The organism is Kitasatospora sp. NPDC004745, assembly GCF_042873275.1.
Classification (GTDB): domain Bacteria; phylum Actinomycetota; class Actinomycetes; order Streptomycetales; family Streptomycetaceae; genus Kitasatospora.
Window position 1 is genome coordinate 156,823 of sequence record NZ_JBIALK010000016.1, and the last position, 18,010, is coordinate 174,832.

An 18,010-nucleotide genomic window follows, 5' to 3' on the forward strand; every position below is an offset into this window, starting at 1 on the left:
CGTCGGCGAGCCGGAGGCACGACAGGACGACCGGACGGCAGAGCCCGGAACGGGCTGGCCTCGTCCCGCCCTCGGTCCCGTACGCGGCTGTGCCGCCGGCCCGGCGCCGGCCGCGGGAACGCGGGCAGCGGGGCTGCACCCGACCGGGCCGGCGCGCAGCAACGGCGATCAGAGCGTCCCTGGGCCGTGGGGCGGCCGGTTCCCGGGGGCCCGAGGGGCGGTGGGTCAGCGGGAGGGGTAGGTCTTGAGACTGACGGCTTGGCCGGCGCCGCGGTCGCGGATCAGGGCGGCGACGGGGGGTGTGACCGGGACGACCAGGTGGCCCTCGGGGGGCACCACGGCGAGGTCTCCGATCGGGGTCACGTGGACGACCTGTTGGGAGGCCCCGGGCCGCGGGGAGTCGTAGACCAGGTGCACCACACGTCGGGTGACCGGTTCCGGATGCGGGTTCTCCAGGACGACGGCGTCGAAGGTGGCGAAGCGGCTGACCGCCTCGCCGCCGCGGGTCGGCTTGGCCTCGATGTAGCCGGACGGGCCGGCGGCGGGCAGCACCAGGAGCTTGGTGACGGTCACCCGGACGTCGGCCACCCGGTCCGCGTCCGGGCCGGAGAAGTTCAGTACGTCGAAGCCGCCGTCGGGGTGGACCACGAGCTCGCCCCGGTCGCTGCCGTACGCCGTGCCGACGCGGACCTTGCGCAGGGCGCGCCCGTCGGCGTCCACGGGGGTGAAGGCGAGGACCGGGGCCACGTCGACGGCGTTCGGGTTGGTGATGGCGAGGGTCTGGTCGATCCAGCCGGAACCGCCGTGCGCCCGGTACTCGAAGGTCGGTAGCGCGACCGACGGCCGTTCCGGTGCCCGGGCGCCGGCGCTCCAGCGACTGACCAGGACGACGAGTGCTGTGACGAGGCTCAGACCGGAGGCCAGGCTTATCAGCTGATGGGAAGACACGCGGGGAGTCTAGTGGTGGCGGTCCGTCATCTGTCCTGGGCCCCGGGTCACCCAGCGTCACCGCGGTGAGGCGGCGTACCACCGAGGCCAGGACGCCCTCCGCGGCCGGCCCCGGGGACGGATCCGGGGACGGCCGCGGGGACGGAGCCGGGTGGGCGCATTCCTTTGGCAGGGGAATTCGGTATCCACCCGGAGTCGGGTCGGCGGACGCGAGCGCTCAGCCGTTCCGGAACTCGGCTGAGAGCCTGCGCCCGGCCTTCAACCGGCGGTCCGTCAGAGGATTTCGATCGAGTTCACCTGCGGCGGTCGGTTCGGGAACGAGATGTCGGTCCAGCGCGGGATCTTGACGGAGTCGCCGTTGGCATCGTAGTAGATGAGGTCGTTGTTCCCGGTGGAGATCCGGTCGACCCACCAGCCGCCGAAGGACGTCCGGCCGGCGTTCGCGTAACAGTCGACGCTCTGGCTGCCGCCGCTGTGCGACCAGATCTTCAGGAAGTCCTCCCCGCCCCGGCACTCGATGTGGTCGATGGCGAACGCGGTGCCGGACGGCACCGCCACCGTGAACGCCGCCGCCGCGGCGAACGCGGCGGTCAGCGAGCCGACGATCTTCTTCGTCTTCGAGATCACGAATTCTCCTCATCCGAATGGAATCGAATTCCGAATCAGAACCCGGAATCCGGAGCCCGGAATCCACCGCGCAACCGATTGGCGATTGCATCGTGCCCGATCAGCATCCCCAGCCCCTTCGTTCGCAGTCAATCTCATCGACCACGGACTGACGGCTTATCGGCCAGATCCATCCGCCTCGCCCGTGCGTGGCGGGGCTCGTCGGGCGGGTGGGGCGCGTGCGACGGGGCGACACGCGGACGCGGCGGTGGCCGCCAGCAGCCGGCCCCGCGGTGATCACCCCCGTCCTGACCTGGGCCGACGGGCTCATCCCCGGTCCGTCCGCCGGGCCGCCGGTGGCGCGGGGCAGCGGCCGTGGCGGCAACCGTCCGCCGGATGAGTGGAACCGGCCGCGGCGCCCCGGCGGGCGAGGCGCCCGACCGGCGCGCGATATATCCTGCGCCCCCGCCCCACGGGTTCGGCAGGACGGGCCCTCGGCCGAACGGGCGGGCGGCACGGGCCCGGACACGGCGACGCCGGCGCCACCGTGGGGTGGCGCCGGCGTCGCTGCGGTCCTACCTGTAGCGGTAGCGGATGCGGCCGCGGGTCAGGTCGTAGGTGCTGAGCTCCACCAGGACCCGGTCCTCCGGGAGGATCTTGATGTAGTTCTTCCGGATCTTCCCGCTGATGTGGGCGAGCACGGTGTGCCCGTTCTTGAGCTCCACCCTGAAGGTGGCGTTGCGCAGGCACTCGGTGACGGTGCCTTCGACCTCGATGCTGCTTCCTGCTGCTTTGGTCATGAGTCTCATTTCTTCGTTCGTCGACGTACGGTGGGTGCGGATACGGCTTGGCGGTGTGGCGATCGTGCGGTCATACGGTCGTGCGACGAGACGCCGAACGCGTGACAGGGCGTCAGCGGCGGACGAGCTCGAGGGTGCTGCCCGAGCGACGGGCTCCGATGCCCTCGAACAGGGCGGTGGCGGCCGTGTTGGTCTCCGTGACCTCGGCCCAGGCCGTGGCGGTGCCGGAGCGGTGCAGCTCGCCCAGTGCGTGGGCGAGCAGCGCCCGGGCGACCCCGCGGCGGTGCTGGTCGGCGCGGACGGCGACCAGTCCGATCCGCGGCTGCCTCGGCAGCCGCTTCACCCGGATCAGGCCGACGTACTCGTCGCCCTGCCGAGCCACAGCGTACTGCGACGAGTCGACGACGGTCGTCCCCGCCGGTCGCGGCAGGACCTCGGCCGGCATCGAGCACCAGCCGACGGAGGCCTCGACCTCGTCGCGGACGACGCGGTCCAGGGCGAGCAGCGGGGCCTCCTGTGCCTCGCCGGCGGGCAGGACGGTGACGCCGGCGGGCGGCTGCACCTCGCCGAGTCCGGTGACCTGCGGGTCGGTGGGCACGACGTAGCCCCACTCGCGGCGTTCGACCGCGAAGCCGACCCGCTGCCAGGCGGCCGTCGACGCGGGGTCGGCCTCGTCGACCACGGTGTACAGCGGGACCGCCAGGTCCGCCAGCATGGCGGTGGCGACGAGGTCGAAGTCCGCGTCCTGCCAGACGTCGACGCTGACGAAGAGCCGGCCGTCGGGTCGGCGCGAGGCGTCGCCGCAGCCGACCACCTGGTCGTCCGCGACGGCCTGCCACTGGGTGTCCGAGATCCTCGTCACCGCGACCTCGCGGTCGACCTGGTTCGAGGCGGGATGGGAAGGGTTCATGGGTGTGGCCTTTCGGGAGTACCTGTTCCGAGGCGCTCCCGGCGACACCTTCGTCAATCGCCCGCCGTGACGACAAGGGGGAGCACCCACCTGCTGACAGCCTTCATGGGTCTCACCTCCTCGCGTTCGTTCACGGCTGCGCAGACGTTACCAGCCGGATGTCGTCCGCCCAACCGATTTACGCACGCGGCCCGCGCCGCGGCGCACGGGGCCCTCAGCGCGGCTCGTCGAGGTGCCGTAGGTCGTACAGGTACGACCTGCCGGCCTTCCAGCTGCGCCACGGGCCGCGCGGCGGCACCTCCTCCTCGCCGCTCCGGCCGTGCAGCGGCCAGGAGTTGGCGGTTCCGTCGGCGTCGACGGTGCACCAGCCCCGCTCCGGCAGCCACCGGCACCGGACGTCCAGGTCCAGCCGCCGGTAGGACGGTCGGCCGTTGAACGTCCCGTCCTCCCGGAAGCGGTACACCAGGCCGTCCACGCGACGGACGAACTCGATCGGCACGACGCCTCCCCCGGGTCACCGCGGCACGACCCGGATCGCTCCGGGGCGGTTCGGGTGGAACCCCTGCCGCAGGGAAGGCTACCCACCCGTTCGACGGCGCGCGGACGACCGGGCGGCCGCCGTCGGACTGCGGCGGCCCGGGCCGCTCAGAGCCGCAGGTGGGAGGCGCCGTTGAGGTCGAGGACGGTGCCGGAGGCCCAGGTGGCCTCGGGCGAGGCGAGGTAGCGAACGGCGGCGGCGACCTCCTCGGGGGTGCCGACCCGGCCGAAGGGGCTCTGGCCGCGCAGGGTGTCGCCGGAGGGGCCGGTCAGCCGGTCGGCGACGCGTTCGGTGGCGGTGAAGCCGGGGGCGACGGAGGTCACCGAGATGCCGTGCGGGGCCAGGGCGACGGCGAGGGACTGGCCGAGTGCGTGCAGGGCGGCCTTGGTCGCACCGTAGGCGGGGTGGTCCGGTTCGCCGCGGAAGGCCCCGCGGGAGCCGATGTTCACGATCCGGCCGGGTGCGCCGCGGGCGATGAGGTGGCGGGCGACGCAGTGGCTGAGGTTGGCCGCGGCGAGCAGGTTGACGTCGACCATCTGCCGCCAGATCCGCTGCCAGTCCTCGTAGGGGACCGTGGCCACGGGGTGCGCGTTGGCCTCCGAGGTGGCGACGGCGGCGTTGTTGACCAGGACGTCCACCCCGCCGAGCTCCGCGTGCGCGGTGTCGGCGACGCGCTGCGCGGTCGCGGGGTCGCTCAGGTCACCGCCCACCAGTACGTGGCCGTCGCCGGGGAGTGCGAGCAGGGTGGCCTCGGCCTGTGCGGCATTCGAGCCGTAGTGCACGGCGACGCGGTCGCCGGCGGCGGCGAAGGCGTGCGCGACGGCGCGGCCGATGCCCCGGGAGGCTCCCGTGACCAGGACGCCCCGGACCGGACGGGACGCCGGGGTCGCTGCGGACGCCGTCACGTCCGCGGTCGTTCCCGGCTCCGCGGGAACCACGGTCGTTTCCGGCTCCGCGGTCGGCACAGTCGCCGCGGGGGCTGGACGGGTCATGGGTGACGCTCCCTGGGGGTCGCGAGCGGGACGCACCGTGCACGACACGGCGGCGGTTCCACCTTGATCCCGACAGCGTCCGAATGTCAACATTCGGGCATGAGTGACCTACCCCTGATGAAGGCCACCCGCAGAGGGCTGGCCGACGAGGTCGCGGACCGGGTCCGCGAGGCGATCTTCGACGGGCACTTCCCGCCCGGCTCCCCGCTGCGGGAGACCGAGCTGGCCGACTCGCTGGGCGTCAGCCGCGGCGCCGTGCGCGAGGGCATCGCCCGGCTCGAGCGGGAGGGGCTGGTCCGGACGGGCTGGCACCGCCCGACCACCGTGGTGGCGGCGACCGCCGACGACGTGGAGGAGGTCTACCGGGTGCGTGCCGCGCTCGACCGGCTGGCCGCCGTGACCGCCGCCCGGCGGGCGACACCGGCACAGCTGGACGAGCTCGACCGACTGGTCGAGTCGATGGCGGCCGCACTGGCCGACGGCGCCGGGGTGCCGCACCTGCTGGCACTGGACATGGCCTTCCACGACCAGGTGTACGCGACCGCCGGGAACCGGCGCCTCACGGACGCCTGGCAGGCGGTGCGCTCCCAGGTGTTCCTGTTCCAGCTGCAGCGGGTCGCGCTCGCCCGCGGGCAGTACCGCGCCCTGGTCGTCGACGAGCACCGCGAGCTGGCCCGGCTGCTGCGGGGCGGCGGCGCGCCGGAGGAGCTCGACCGGTTGGCCGGCGAGCACGTCGACTCGGCCCGCCGCAGCCTGCTCGCCCTGCTGCCCGGCGAGGCGGGCACCGGCCCCGGGCACGACCCAGGCGTCGCCTGACGGGAAAAATAGGCAGCGCTTGCAACTTACGCGCGTGCACAATTATTGTGTTCACGCGCAAAGATCGGCCGCAACCACCGCGCCGACAGCCTCACCGGGAGTCCGACATGAGCACCTCACTCTTCGCCCCGTACACCCTGCGGGAACTCACCGTCCCCAACCGCATCTGGATGGCGGCGATGTGCCAGTACAGCGCGGCCCCCGACGGCGACGCGGCCGGTGTCCCGCACGACTGGCACTTCACCCACCTCGCGGCCCGCGCCGCCGGCGGCACCGGGCTGATCATCACCGAGGCGACGGCCGTGAGCCCCGAGGGCCGCATCTCCCCGTACGACCTCGGGCTCTGGAACGACACCCAGACCACGGCGTTCCGGCGGATCACCTCCTTCCTGAAGGAGCAGGGCACCGTTCCGGTCGTCCAGCTCGCCCACGCCGGCCGCAAGGCGTCCACCGAGCGCCCCTGGATCGAGCGCGGCCGCGCGCTCGCCCCGGACGAGCCGCACGGGTGGACCCCGGTCGGCCCCAGCGCCGTCCCGTTCGACGCGGCGTCCACCACGCCCGAGGAGCTGACCACCGAGCAGATCGCCGGGATCGTCCGGCAGTTCGGGGACGCCGCCCGCCGCGCGCTCGAGGCCGGTTTCCAGGGGGTCGAGATCCACGGCGCCCACGGCTACCTGATCAACCAGTTCCTCTCCCCGTACAGCAACCGCCGCACCGACGCCTACGGCGGCTCCTTCGAGGGCCGGATCCGCCTCGCCCTGGAGGTCGTCGACGCCGTGCGCGCCGTGTGGCCCGAGGACCTGCCGGTGTTCTTCCGCATCTCCGCCACCGACTGGCTGACCGAGAACCCCGAGGACGACCGCGAGGGCTGGACCTCGGAGGACACCGTCCGACTGGCCAAGGAGCTGCTGGCGCACGGCGTGGACCTGATGGACGTCTCCACCGGCGGCAACGCCCCCGACGCCAGGATCGTGGCCGGACCGGACTACCAGGTGCCCTTCGCCGAGGCGGTGCGCAACGGCACCGGCATGCCCGTCGCCACCGTCGGCCTGATCACCGAGCCCGCCCAGGCCCAGGCCATCCTCGCCGAGGGCCGGGCCGACGCCGTCCTGCTCGGCCGCGAGCTGCTCCGCGACCCCTCCTGGGCCCGCCGTGCCGCCGCCGAGCTCGGCGGCGAGGTCACCAGGCCGATCCAGTACCACCGCGCCTGAGCCGCCCCGCGCGCCGACCCCGGGCGGCCCTTCGCCTCACCCGGGGTCGGCGCCGGCCCGAGCGGCCCGGCCCGAACAGGACCCGGCCCGCGAAGAGCCCGGCCGGAGCGGTCCCCGCTCAGCGCGGCGCCGCGGCCCGTGCCGCCACCGCCGCGACGAAACGCCCCAGCCCGTCCGGGTTCGCCGCCAGGAACAGGTTCGGCTCGATCAGTTCCAGCTCCAGCACCACCGGCTCCCCGGCCCCGTCCAGGACCAGGTCCACCCGGGCGAACAGCGGCGCGTCCGGCGACGGGACGGCCGCCAGCGCCGCCAGCGCGGTGCGGATCTCGGCACCGGTCGGCCGGTACGGCGTGACGCCGAGGTGCGGCATCCGGTCGTTGTCGATCAGCCCGGGCTCGGTGAGCAGCTGGTCCTTGCGGATCGCGTGGCTGAAGACGCCGCCGAGGAAGACCAGGGCACGCTCCCCCTCCGCCACCCGCGGCAGGTACGGCTGGACCATCGCGGCGCGTCCCCGTTCCTGCAGCATCCCGACGTGCCGGGCGGCGTCCGCCGACCCTCCGGGCCGGTAGCGCGCGGTGTCCTGCGCACCCGCCGAGACCGCGGGCTTGACCACCACGCCGTCCGCGCCGCCGATCCCGTCGAGGTCCGCGGCGGTGAACCGCTCCCCCGGTTCGAGGAACCGGGTCGGCACCACGGCGACCCCGCGCGCGGCGAGCTCCCTCAGGTAGTGCTTGTCGCTGTTCCAGCGCACCACCGGCGCCGGATTGCAGAGCCGGGTGGCGGCCGCCACGCCGTCGGCCCACGCCAGGAACGCGTCGAGGTGTTCCACGTAGTCCCAGGTCGAGCGGATGACGGCCAGGTCGTACTCCGGCCAGGCCACCGAGCCGTCGTCCCAGCGCGCGGACTCGGCCGAGAGGCCGTCAGCGCGCAGCGCCCGCACGATGAGCGGCAGGTCCTCGTCGAACTCGATCCCGGCGCCGCTGGTCACGACGGCCACCCTGGCACCACTCATCCGGCCCTCCCGAGCCCTCGCAGCCGTACCGCCGCCGCCCCGTCGCCTGCCCGGCCACCGGGCGCCGCCGGCCCTGACGGTTCCGAACCTACTCCCGGTCGGGCCGGGCGGAGGTGCGGGAGCAGCCCGATCCAGTGACGTTCCGTCACCGTTCCTCGGGTGCGGCGGCCTGGCGGCGTGTGCCGGAGCGGTCTGCGAGCCGGACCGCGAGCACCACCAGGACCGCGGCTGCCAGACCGTACACCGGCAGCCAGCGGGTCGTCGTGACGGCCAGGCAGTCGTCGACGGCGTGCCGGGCCTGATCACTCTGCGCGTACGCCGGGGCAGCGGCGTCCTGGCCGGCCAGGTCACCCAGCGCGGCCTGGGCTCCGAGTTCGGCGTAGCGGCCCAGGTGGGCGCACGCACTGCGGGTCTCCGGCATCGGGAACAGCCACGCCCAGCGCTGCATCGCCGGGGCGAGCGCCAGCGCCGCGGCCAGGCCGACGACCAGCGCGTAGGCCGCCAGGCTCCGCGCGAACCGGGCCCGGCGCCGGGACGAGGCCCTACGCGTCGGGGTCAGCAGTCACGGGTCCGGAGACACGAACCAGGAGACGCCGGTCAGGACCCCGGCCGCCGCCGCAGCGCGAGGGTCCAGGTCCGGGTGGTGCAACTGCGCGGGTCCTCCGGGTCGCGGGCCTCGATCCGGGCCACCAGGTGCTCACCCTCGCGGCGCAGCGAGCCGAGGAACCGGTGGTGCTCCCCCGCCGGCACCGGGAGGAGTTCGGCCAGCACCGTGCCGGCGAGGGCGCGGTCCACGGCGCGCAGCACCCCGGCGTCCAGGACCAGCACCGTGCCGTCCTCCAGGACCACCGGCCGGCCCACCTGGGACTCCGTCAGCTCGGGGCCCGGCTCGACGACCCCGCCCGGGTGCAGCCGGACCACCCGGCTCGGTTCGGCGGTGGAGCCCCGGGTCTCGACCACCCGGACGCCACTGCCGACGACGAGGTGGCCGCAGCTGCGCCAGGAGTCGGCGACGGTGCCGTCGGGCGCGTACTGCCAGGTGTCGAAGACGTCGTAACCGCGCAGTCCGACCAGGAACCGGCCGCCGCTCAGCGCCGCGGCCGACCCGGCCCGCTGCTCGGCGAGCGGCGCACCGTCGGCGAGGTCGAGCAGCAGCGCCGGGCCGGTGAAGCCCCAGGGCGTGTAGGCGAGGGTGTCGGTGGTGACCAGGACCCGGCCGCCCGAGAGGTACGCCCCGGTGCAGCGCAGGCCCTCCAGCGGGCACGTCCACAGGTGGCGGCCGTCGGCAGCGGTGCACGCCACCGCCTGCTCGCGGGCGTGGATCCGGTGCCCGTCCTTGGCGGCCAGCAGGCCGTCCGGGCGCTCCCGGCGCCGGGCCGGCGCGGGGCCCGGCCTGGTCTGATCGCTCACCAGGGCGACGGTCCAGGGGAGTTCCCGATGCGGCATGGCCGTGATGGTACGACGCGCGGCCGCCGCGGGTGGGGCGGGCCGGAACCCGGCCGGGTGCGGGAGGGGGCGGGGGAACGACGGATCTCCCCGCCACTACCAAGCTATAGCCCACCCGGGGGCTTGTGGCAAGGCCCCCCTCGTGCCGCACAATCGACCGCCGGAAGTGCCATGACCTGCGGAAACGGGAGTCTCGGAAATGCGCGTGCTGTTGACGACATGGGGATCGCGCGGGGATGTCGAGCCGCTGGCGGCGCTGGCGGTGGCCCTGCGGGAGCTCGGCGCGGAGGTGCGGGTGTCCGCGCCACCGGACGAGGAGTTCGCGGCCCTGTTGGAGCGGGTCGGAGTGCCGCTGGTGCCGCTCGGCCCGACGGTGCGCTCGATCGTCGCCGGCCCGCGGCCACCGACGGCGGAGGACGCCTTCCGGCTGGCCCCGGAGCTGGTCGCCGCCCGGTTCGACACGCTCACGGCGGCGGCCGAGGGGTGCGACGTGCTGCTGGCCACCGGCCTGATGCCGGCCGGTGCGCGGGACGTGGCGGAGCAGCTGGGCATCCGGTACGTGCTCGCCTGCTTCCACGTCCTCGGGCTGCCGTCGCGGCACTTCCCGCCGGGAGCCCGGCCGGGCACGCCGTCCCCGGCGGGCGAGACCGACAACCGGGTGCTCTGGGAGCAGGACGCCCAGCGGGTGAACGCCCTGTACGGGCCGGCGCTCAACGCGCGCCGGGCGGCGATCGGCCTGCCGCCGGTGGAGAACGTCCGTGACCACGTCCTCGGCGACCGGCCGTGGCTGGCGGCCGACCCGACGCTCTGCCCGGCGCAGGGCATGACGGAGCTCGACCTGGTGCAGACCGGGGCGTGGATCCTGGCCGACGACCGGCCGCTCCCGGCCGACCTGGAGGCCTTCCTGGACGCCGGGGAGCCCCCGGTCTACGTGGGATTCGGCAGCATGGCCGCGCACGCCCCGGCGGACATCGCCCGGGTGGCCGTGGCGGCCTGCCGCGCCCTGGGCCGGCGCGTGGTGCTCGCCCGCGGCTGGGCCGGGCTGGCCCCGGTCGACGACGGCGAGGACTGCTTCGTCGTCGGCGAGGTGAACCAGCAGGCGCTGTTCCGGCGGGTGGCCGCCGTCGTCCACCACGGCGGCGCGGGCACCACGACGACGGCGGCCGTCGCCGGGGCGCCCCAGGTGGTGGTCCCGCGGATCGCGGACCAGCCGTACTGGGCGGCCCGGGTGGCCGAGCTGCGGATCGGCGTGGCGCACGAGGGGCGGACGCCGACCGTCGACTCGTTGTCCGCCGCGCTCGCCACGGCGCTGGCACCCGAGGCCCGCACCTGGGCGCTGGCGGTGGCCTGCACGATCCGCACCGACGGGGCGGCGGTGGCAGCGCGCCTGCTCGTCGAGGGGGCGGAGGCCGCGGAGGCGACGGACGCGGCCGGCGCCGGGCGGCGTCCCGGGTCGATGTGAGGCACCGCCCGGGGCCGGGGCGCCGCGCGGTCGGACGGTCCCAGGGCCGGCGAGGGCCGGTGGGTGCCGGTGGGCCAGACCGTCCGTAGGCCGGTAGACCCGTGGGCCGGTGAGCCCGTGGGCCGGTGAGCCCGTGGGCCGGTGAGCCCGTGGGCCGGACGGGGCGGCTCGCGGCTGCTACGGCTCGCCGAGCTCGGCGCGGACGCCGAGCAGCCGGACCGGGCGGTCCCGGTCGAAGCGCTCCAGGGCCTCCAGCGCGGCGCGGGTGATCTCGGCGGGATCGCTGGTCGGTGCCTCCAGGGCGAGGCCGTGGGTGTGGGTGTGGAAGGGCGCGAAGCGGACCTTCACGGTGACCCGGACGGCCGGCCGGCCCTCGTCCTCGACGTCCCTGGCCACCCGCCCGGCCAGCACGGTGACGTTGCGGGCGATCTCCGCGCGGTCCACCAGGTCGTGCTGGAAGGTGGTCTCCCGGCTGTGCGAGCGCGCGCGGTGCGGGGCGTCGCTGACCTCGGTGTCGCCGGCGCCGTGGGCGAGCGCGCGGTACCACGGGCCCGTGACGGGGCCGAACCGGGCGGCCAGCTCCTCCGGGTCCGCGGCGGCCAGCTCGGCGACCGTGCCGATGCCGGCGTCGGCCAGCTTCCGGGCCGTCCTGGCCCCGATCCCCCAGAGGGCGTCGGTCGGGCGCCCGGCCATCACGGGCACCCAGTTCTCCCGGGTGAGCCGGAAGCTGTGCCCGGGGGGCGGCCCGTCCGGGGCGGTCGGTTTGGCGAAGCCGGTGGCGAGTTTGGCGCGCAGCCGGTTGTCCCCGATCCCCACCGAGCACCAGAGGCCCGTCCCGGCGTGCACCGCGGCCCGGATCCGGGCGGCCAGTGCCTCGGGGTCGTCGGTGTCCGCGCCGAGGAAGGCCTCGTCCCAGCCGAGTACCTCCACCACGGCGGGGAAGCGGCGCAGCGTGTCGGTGAACCGCTCGGAGGCCTCCCGGTAGACCGGCGCGTCGACGGGCAGGAACACCGCCTCCGGGCAGCGCCGGGCGGCCAGCCGCAGCGGCATCCCGGAGTGGACGCCGTGGGCGCGCGCCTCGTACGAGGCGGTGGACACCACGCCCCGGGCGGTCGGGTCGCCGGTGCCGCCGACCACCACCGGCCGATCCCGCAGTTCCGGCCGGCGGGCGACCTCGACGGCGGCGATGAACTGGTCGAGGTCCACGTGGAGCACCCAGTGCGCGGACACGGGTTCCAGTATCCGCCGACCGCCCCGGGGCGGCGGCCCGGCGTCCGCGACGGCGCTCCGGGTGAGGTCGGACCACGGGCCGCACGGGGTCGGGGTGAGGCCCGGACGGGGCCGGGGCGAGGCCCGGACGGGCTGCTCCGCCGGGCCGTCCGGCGCACCGTCACTCTCCGTGGGGCGGGCGCCCGCGCGGGGTCGGCGGCCGGGATGCCGCGGGGTGCCGGGCTCCCTATCGTGAGGAGTGGAGGGCTCGCGTTCCGGGGGCGGACCCGACAGCCCCGGCCGTGTCAGCCCCGGCCACCGAATCGCCACCGGAGCGCCGCCGGATCCCGTCGCGGCCTCCGCGCCCCTCGCGACCTCCGCGGCCCGACCGCGCGACCGGCCCGCCCGTGCAACCGGCCGACCCCGACCCGGCCGGTAGCGCTTCACGCTGCTCGGAGGACAACTCCGGGAGGAGGCAATCACGATGAACATGCCAGGCTTTGCCGCCGAGTCGTCGCTCGGCCCACCGGGCGGGTACTACCGCACCGGCGCCCGTCGCCAGGGCCCGCCGTCCGGGGGCCGGGGGGTGGCCCCGGCCCGGGCCCTCGGATCCGGGCTGAATGCTTCCGGGCTCGGCTGCATCCCCAACTGCGTCTGCATCACCGCCGAGGGCTGCCCCTGCTGCGACTCGGGCGGGTTCCCCGTCGACGAGGGCGCCCTGCGGTACGCCGTGCCCCGCGGGACCCAGGTCGCCGCGCCCTGGCGCCGTCGCGGCACGCCCGGCCGGAGCTCGTGGGGATCCGCCCCTCAGGGGCTGGTCCGTCCGGCGGGCTGCAGCTACTCGTACGGCGGCTGCGCCCCTGCGGACGACGTGTCGTGCATGCGCGGCGCCGGCGGCGGCGGGATCTGCGTCGGCCCGGGCTACGCACCGGTCGAGGTGAGCTGTGACGACGGCAGCGTCTCCTACGGCGAGGCCCCGTGCGTCGTGTAGCGACGACCGGGCCCGGCAGTACTGCGGGTCCCCCCTGACACCTCCTGTCAGGGGGGACCCGCGGTACTGCGCGCCCGGCTGCCCGAGGGCCGCCCGTAGCGCCGTCTACATCGGGAAGTTGCCGTTCGACGGCTCGCAGCTGCCGATCTCGTCGACGTTGTGCCAGCCGGTGACCCTCCCTTCGTCGTCCCGGTCCACGGTGACGACGGTGATCACCCCGCCCATGCACCACGTGCCCCCGTACGCGCCCTGCACGGCCGCCCGGTGGACGGCGGGCACCTCGGTGCCGGCGGTTGCGATGGTGCTGCGGCCCCTCCCCCGGTAGTGACCGCGCGTCACCGCCGTCGCCCGGTCAGCCGTGAAACCTGGAAGCATCACGCTTCTCCTCTCACTGGTTCGGTTCGTCCTCTGTCCCGTTCGTGCCTCGCTCCTCGCTCGTCGCTCCTGGTTCCTGGTTCCTGGTTCCTGGCTCCTGGCTCCTGGCTCCGCCCAGCGGCCTTCTTCACCGTCGTCAGCGCTCGAAGTACGGCTGGAGCCGGGTGACCAGGAAGGGGAACCGCTCGGTCACGTCGACCCGGACGAAGGCCTTCTCCGTGACGTCCGTGTCGCGACCGGTGTAGGAGAAGACCACGTCCACGATCGTCCGGCCGCCCCCGCCCATCCGCGACGGCCGGACCTCGACCGCGGCCAGGGACTGGTTGCGGCCGAACGCCTCGGCCGCGCGCGCGTAGACCGCCGGGTACCGGACGGCCAGGTAGTTGACGGCCCGGTGCTCGTCGGCGGCGCCCGCGTTGTCGGAGAGCTGCAGGACCAGGTCCAGCACCTCCTCCGCGGTCGAGCGGTAGCGGTCCTCGTCCTGGCCGTCCGGCACCGGCAGGCTGCCGAGCAGCGTCCGGCGGTCGAAGGAGTAGATCTGGTCGAAGGCCACCACCGGCACCGCCAGCCCGTTGCAGGCCTCCGGCGGGGCGATCGGCCCGGCCGTGCCGATGACGACGTCGAGGTCACCCGGGTCGGGCCTCGGGCGGACGGCCTCGACCAGCTGGGAGAGGTCCAGCGGGTCGCGGGGGTACAGCAGGTAGGTCTCCAGCCCCTGGATGGTCAGCACCCAGCACAACTGCCGTGCCAGGTAACGGTTCCCGGGCTGGGCGAGGACGGCCTGCAGGGCCTCCCGGTCGGTCAGCCCGGTGACCTCGGACCGGCCGGTGACCTGGGTGAACTCCTTTTCCGCGCCCAGGGTGGGGAAGCGCGGTTCGATGCGCCCCACCGCGTAGACGTGTGCGGACCCGGCCCGGAACGGGTCCGTTCCGCCGCAGCCGGGGCAGCCGGCCGGGGTCGGTTCCGCGGCGGCGACGGACACGGGGACCACCTCGGCGGTCTCGCCCGCCCGCGCCCCTGGGCCACCCGTACCGTCCGCTCCCGCGGGCTCGTCGATCAGCTCTGTTGCCGTGCGCTCGGTGCTGGACTCCTCCATCGGTCCACTCCCTTCTGCTGCGGAACCGTCTGCTGCGGAATCGGCTGTGTTCCTCGTCCCTCCGCCGGCGGGTGCTCACCGCGGCGAGCGGCCGCGGAAGCCCACCCACCGGTTGAGCGTCTCGGCGCGCCGGCGGCAGCCTCCGCAGGGCCGGATGCCGACCGTCGAGGTCGCGCGTTTGATGACGTCCCCCAGGCCGACGTCCTCGTCGGTGAGGAACCCGGGCAGTCGCATCCTGGGCCGGTCCTGCTTCCGGGCCGGCTCGGGGGCGGCCGGTGTGCGGTCGGTCATGAGGGCCTCCTCGCGGTGGTCGTCACACCGGTCCGGGCCGCCAGCCGGTCCAGGGCGCGCGAGGCGTCCAGCAGGGCCGGCCAGAGGGTCCGGCGGGAGCGGGCGGCGTCGCACAGCGCCCGGCGGACGTCGGCCTCGCCGGCCCGCGGGAACTCGGACCACAGGAGGGCGACGGCGCCCGTCACCAGGGGCGCGGCGACGCTGGTGCCCCTGATCGGCGGCTGGCGTTCGCCGGTGGCCAGACCGAGGAGGCCCTCGCCGGGGGCGCTCAGACCCGAACGCCCGATCGTGGCGCCGAGGTTGGAGTAGGGCGCCGGGCGGCCGTGGCGGTCACAGGCGGCGACCGGGATGACCGCGGGGTGGCGGGTGAGCACCGAGCTGCCGACCACGCCCTGGTTGCCGGCCGCGGCCACCACGATCACTCCCCGCCGGGCCGCGTGGTCCAGGGCTCCGGTCAGCGCCCGGCCGTCCCGCACCGCCGACCAGCTGAGGTCCGCGCTGATGTTCACCACCCGGGCACCGGCGTCCACGACGGCCGCGAGCGCCTCGGCGAGCTGGTCGGGGTCGGTCCGCGGCGCGGCGGCGCCCGGCTGCCCGGGTTCGGCGAAGACGGGCCGCACCAGCAGGGTGCAGTCCGGGCAGATACCGGGCGCCGCCGTGCCGCGTCGTGCGGCCAGGAGGCCGGCGACGAAGGTGCCGTGCCGGCACTGCTCGCTCCCCGGTTCGGCGCACCCCACCGGGGTGCCGCCGGGGAGTCGGCGCAGGCTTCCGCCGCGCAGGCCCGGGTGCCCGAGGGCGACCGGACCGTCCAGCAGGGCCACCACGGTCTCCGGCCGCCCCCGGGAGCGGGCCATCAGGGCCCCGAGGGTCACCAGGTCCAACGGGCTCGCGCCCCCGGTGCGCGATGCGCTCGACGGCTCGTCGATCCGGGACCGCCGGGCACCGCCGGAGACGGTTTCCGTACGGATCGTGCCCATGTTCCTACGGTAGGACGGGCCTCGGGCCCCGGCACGTCCGGCCACGGGGGCGGGACGTGCCGGGGCCCGAGGGGCCCGCACCGGCGTTGACGGACAGTGGCGGAGGGGGGTTGACGGACAGTGACGGCGGAACGGGGAAGGCTCCGGCCGCCCGGTGTCAGGAGGTGATGATGCCCGGGTCGGACAGGCCCGGCGCCCCGGTCTCCACGTGCCCGGCCAGCCGGCGCACGAAGTCCGCGGTGGCGCTGGAGGTGACGGTGACGTCGTACCAGTTGCGGCAGCCGCCGAGGTCGACGGTGTGGGCGACGGTGGCGCCCGGGCGGACGGTGACGGTGCGTGGCGTGCCGCCGTAGGCGTTGGTGACGGTGAGGACCGCGTCCGCCGTGCCCGCGTTGGTCAGGGTCAGGTCGAGGTTGCCGGTGGTCGGGTTGTGGCGCGCGGTGACCTCGGGCCCGGCGGTCTTGCCGGGGTTGCGGAAGCGGCGCAGGAAGCCGTTGGGGCCGTGGACGGTCAGGTCGGTGACGCCCTTGGAGTACGTGGTGTTCCAGGCGTCCGCGATCGTCTTGCCCGCCTCCGCGGTGTACGTCCACGGGCCGTCGGTGCGGTTGGCCGAGGTCGTCAGGAACTGGCCGCCGGCCGCGGCGCCGGCACTGAACGTGAGCCGGTACTTGCCCGTGCCGGTGTCGGCCGAACCGTCCACGTAGGGCGCGTACTTGAGCGGGCGGGTGGGCTTGGTGCCGGCCTCCTGCCGCGGCATGGTGCCGGTGGCGGGCGGGGTGGGGACGTAGTCGGGGTGCCGGTTGCGGTCCGGCGGGAGGTAGCGGGCGGTGGACGGCAGCGCCGCCGGCGCCGGGTTCGAGGCGGTGAAGTCGAAGGCGGTGGTCAGGTCGCCGCAGATCGCCCGCCGCCAGGGCGAGATGTTGGGCTCGGCCACGCCGAAGCGGCGCTCCATGAAGCGGATGATCGAGGTGTGGTCGAAGGTCTCCGAGCAGGTGTACCCGCCGGTGCTCCACGGCGAGACGACCAGCATCGGGACGCGCTGGCCGAGGCCGTACGGGCCGGCCGCGTTGCCGGCGTTCCCGGCGAAGTAGTCCGCCGTGGTCGACACGGTGGACAGCCCCTGGGAGGCGGAGGAGGGCGGGAACGGCGGCACCACGTGGTCGAAGAAGCCGTCGTTCTCGTCGTAGGTGATGAACAGCGCGGTGCGGGCCCACACGGCGGGGTTGGAGGTCAGCGCGTCCAGGACCTGGGAGACGTACCAGGCGCCGTAGTTCGCGGGCCAGTTGGGGTGCTCGGTGAACGCCTCGGGCGCCGCGATCCAGGAGACCTGCGGCAGCGTGCCGGCCTGGACGTCCCGCTTCAGCTGGTCGAACAGGCCGTCGCCCGCCTTGGCGTTCGTACCGGTGCGGGCCTTGTCGTAGAGCGGGGAACCCGGCTTGGCGTTGCGGTAGTTGGTGAAGTAGAGCAGCGAGTTGTCGCCGTAGTTGCCGCGGTAGGCGTCGCCGATCCAGCCCCAGGAGCCGGCCGCGTCCAGGCCGTCGCCGATGTCCTGGTAGACCTTCCAGGAGATCCCGGCCTTCTCCAGGCGCTCCGGGTAGGTCGTCCAGCCGTAGCCGGCCTCCTGGTTGCCGAGGACCGGGCCGCCGCCGGTGCCGTCGTTGCCGGTGTAGCCCGTCCACATGTAGTAGCGGTTCGGGTCGGTGGAGCCGATGAAGGAGCAGTGGTAGGCGTCGCAGAGGGTGAAGGCGTCGGCGAGCGCGTAGTGGAACGGGATGTCGTCGCGGGTCAGGTAGGCCATCGTGGTGGCCGTCTTGGCGGGGACCCACTGGTCGTACTTGCCGTTGTTGAAGGCCTTGTGGCCGCCGGCCCAGTCGTGGTTGAGGTCCTGGACGAACTGCATGCCGAGGTCGCTGACCTGCGGGCGGAACGGCAGCACCTCCTTCTTGGCGCTGTCCGTCTGGTGCCACACCGACTTGCCGCTCGGCAGGGTGACCGGGCGCGGGTCGCCGAAGCCGCGGACGCCCTTCATCGCACCGAAGTAGTGGTCGAACGAACGGTTCTCCTGCATCAGCACGACGATGTGGTCGACGTCCTGGATGGTGCCGGTGCTCCCCGCCGGGGCGATGGCGGCGGCACGGGCGATGCTTTCCGAGAGGGAGGAGAAGGCGACGGTCGCGCCGGCCAGTTGGAGGAAACGGCGGCGGTTCAGCTCAGCCATGGGGGACGACTCCGCGGGTCACGAAAGGGTGGAGGACGGGCCCCCCAAGAACAGCGGGTACGGGGTACCGCCCGGCGGACCGTTCATGACTGCCCGCTGTACGGCAGACGAA

At 74.7% G+C, this 18,010-nt stretch carries 19 protein-coding genes; 4 read left to right on the plus strand and 15 right to left on the minus strand.

The window, feature by feature from the left end; all coding sequences use genetic code 11:
* Nucleotides 1–225: 225 nt before the first annotated feature.
* The 6 genes from ACFYUY_RS24850 to ACFYUY_RS24875 all read right to left on the minus strand — a co-directional run bounded on the left by ACFYUY_RS24850 (nt 226) and on the right by ACFYUY_RS24875 (nt 4,707).
* Nucleotides 226–948 carry a hypothetical protein gene (locus ACFYUY_RS24850; protein WP_387903756.1) on the minus strand — a complete coding sequence of 241 codons (723 nt, stop codon included), beginning with the start codon at nt 946–948 and terminating at the stop codon, nt 226–228.
* A 273-nt stretch (nt 949–1,221) separates the two neighbouring features.
* The gene (locus ACFYUY_RS24855; RefSeq protein WP_360206601.1) at nt 1,222–1,575 is read right to left on the minus strand and encodes a beta/gamma crystallin domain-containing protein; all 354 of its coding nucleotides are present in this window, start codon (nt 1,573–1,575) and stop codon (nt 1,222–1,224) included.
* 554 nt (nt 1,576–2,129) lie between these two features.
* Complete coding sequence (gene infA / locus ACFYUY_RS24860) at nt 2,130–2,354, minus strand: translation initiation factor IF-1 (protein WP_360206599.1); 225 nt, start codon at nt 2,352–2,354, stop codon at nt 2,130–2,132.
* Between the two features lie 112 nt (nt 2,355–2,466).
* A complete protein-coding gene (locus ACFYUY_RS24865; RefSeq protein ID WP_360206596.1) occupies nt 2,467–3,264 on the minus strand; it encodes a GNAT family N-acetyltransferase in 798 nt (265 codons plus the stop codon).
* A gap of 214 nt (nt 3,265–3,478) precedes the next feature.
* Nucleotides 3,479–3,763: a hypothetical protein gene (locus ACFYUY_RS24870; protein ID WP_360206593.1), complete on the minus strand. Its 285-nt coding sequence runs from the start codon at nt 3,761–3,763 to the stop codon at nt 3,479–3,481.
* A 146-nt stretch (nt 3,764–3,909) separates the two neighbouring features.
* Nucleotides 3,910–4,707, minus strand: a complete 798-nt coding sequence (locus tag ACFYUY_RS24875; RefSeq protein WP_360206590.1) for an SDR family oxidoreductase — start codon at nt 4,705–4,707, stop codon at nt 3,910–3,912.
* Between the two features lie 186 nt (nt 4,708–4,893).
* Between ACFYUY_RS24875 and ACFYUY_RS24880 the strand changes: the two genes are divergently transcribed.
* Together ACFYUY_RS24880 and ACFYUY_RS24885 are read left to right on the plus strand one after the other, a co-directional pair.
* A complete protein-coding gene (locus ACFYUY_RS24880) occupies nt 4,894–5,610 on the plus strand; it encodes a GntR family transcriptional regulator (protein ID WP_360206587.1) in 717 nt (238 codons plus the stop codon).
* 107 nt (nt 5,611–5,717) lie between these two features.
* Entirely contained in the window at nt 5,718–6,821 is a 1,104-nt protein-coding gene (locus ACFYUY_RS24885) for an NADH:flavin oxidoreductase/NADH oxidase (protein WP_387903762.1), read from the plus strand.
* 118 nt (nt 6,822–6,939) lie between these two features.
* On the opposite strand, the gene ACFYUY_RS24890 is transcribed toward ACFYUY_RS24885, so the two are convergent.
* From ACFYUY_RS24890 to ACFYUY_RS24900, 3 genes are all read right to left on the minus strand, one after another.
* A complete protein-coding gene (locus ACFYUY_RS24890; RefSeq protein ID WP_387903764.1) occupies nt 6,940–7,833 on the minus strand; it encodes a RimK family alpha-L-glutamate ligase in 894 nt (297 codons plus the stop codon).
* Between the two features lie 145 nt (nt 7,834–7,978).
* Complete coding sequence (locus tag ACFYUY_RS24895) at nt 7,979–8,254, minus strand: hypothetical protein (protein ID WP_387903767.1); 276 nt, start codon at nt 8,252–8,254, stop codon at nt 7,979–7,981.
* Between the two features lie 176 nt (nt 8,255–8,430).
* The gene (locus ACFYUY_RS24900; RefSeq protein ID WP_387903768.1) at nt 8,431–9,279 is read right to left on the minus strand and encodes a hypothetical protein; all 849 of its coding nucleotides are present in this window, start codon (nt 9,277–9,279) and stop codon (nt 8,431–8,433) included.
* Between the two features lie 199 nt (nt 9,280–9,478).
* On the opposite strand from ACFYUY_RS24900, the gene ACFYUY_RS24905 reads away from it, so the two are divergent.
* Complete coding sequence (locus ACFYUY_RS24905; RefSeq protein WP_387903770.1) at nt 9,479–10,741, plus strand: glycosyltransferase; 1,263 nt, start codon at nt 9,479–9,481, stop codon at nt 10,739–10,741.
* Nucleotides 10,742–10,918: 177 nt separating this feature from the next.
* Here the strand turns inward: ACFYUY_RS24905 and ACFYUY_RS24910 are convergent, their stop codons facing one another.
* Nucleotides 10,919–11,971 (minus strand): DNA polymerase IV, encoded by a 1,053-nt coding sequence (locus ACFYUY_RS24910; protein ID WP_387903772.1) that lies wholly within the window; start codon nt 11,969–11,971, stop codon nt 10,919–10,921.
* 463 nt (nt 11,972–12,434) lie between these two features.
* Here ACFYUY_RS24910 and ACFYUY_RS24915 point away from each other — a divergent pair, with 463 nt between their 5' ends.
* A complete protein-coding gene (locus ACFYUY_RS24915; RefSeq protein ID WP_387903775.1) occupies nt 12,435–12,941 on the plus strand; it encodes a hypothetical protein in 507 nt (168 codons plus the stop codon).
* Nucleotides 12,942–13,046: 105 nt separating this feature from the next.
* On the opposite strand, the gene ACFYUY_RS24920 is transcribed toward ACFYUY_RS24915, so the two are convergent.
* From ACFYUY_RS24920 to ACFYUY_RS24940, 5 genes are all read right to left on the minus strand, one after another.
* Nucleotides 13,047–13,316 carry a hypothetical protein gene (locus ACFYUY_RS24920; RefSeq protein WP_387903778.1) on the minus strand — a complete coding sequence of 90 codons (270 nt, stop codon included), beginning with the start codon at nt 13,314–13,316 and terminating at the stop codon, nt 13,047–13,049.
* A gap of 136 nt (nt 13,317–13,452) precedes the next feature.
* Nucleotides 13,453–14,412 carry a hypothetical protein gene (locus ACFYUY_RS24925; RefSeq protein WP_387903780.1) on the minus strand — a complete coding sequence of 320 codons (960 nt, stop codon included), beginning with the start codon at nt 14,410–14,412 and terminating at the stop codon, nt 13,453–13,455.
* Between the two features lie 75 nt (nt 14,413–14,487).
* Complete coding sequence (locus ACFYUY_RS24930; protein ID WP_387903781.1) at nt 14,488–14,703, minus strand: hypothetical protein; 216 nt, start codon at nt 14,701–14,703, stop codon at nt 14,488–14,490.
* A complete protein-coding gene (locus ACFYUY_RS24935) occupies nt 14,700–15,680 on the minus strand; it encodes a S8 family serine peptidase (RefSeq protein ID WP_387903783.1) in 981 nt (326 codons plus the stop codon). The genes ACFYUY_RS24930 and ACFYUY_RS24935 overlap by 4 nt, the downstream gene beginning before the upstream one ends.
* Before the next feature lie 157 nt (nt 15,681–15,837).
* Nucleotides 15,838–17,898: a phosphocholine-specific phospholipase C gene (locus tag ACFYUY_RS24940; RefSeq protein ID WP_387903786.1), complete on the minus strand. Its 2,061-nt coding sequence runs from the start codon at nt 17,896–17,898 to the stop codon at nt 15,838–15,840.
* Nucleotides 17,899–18,010 lie beyond the last annotated feature (112 nt).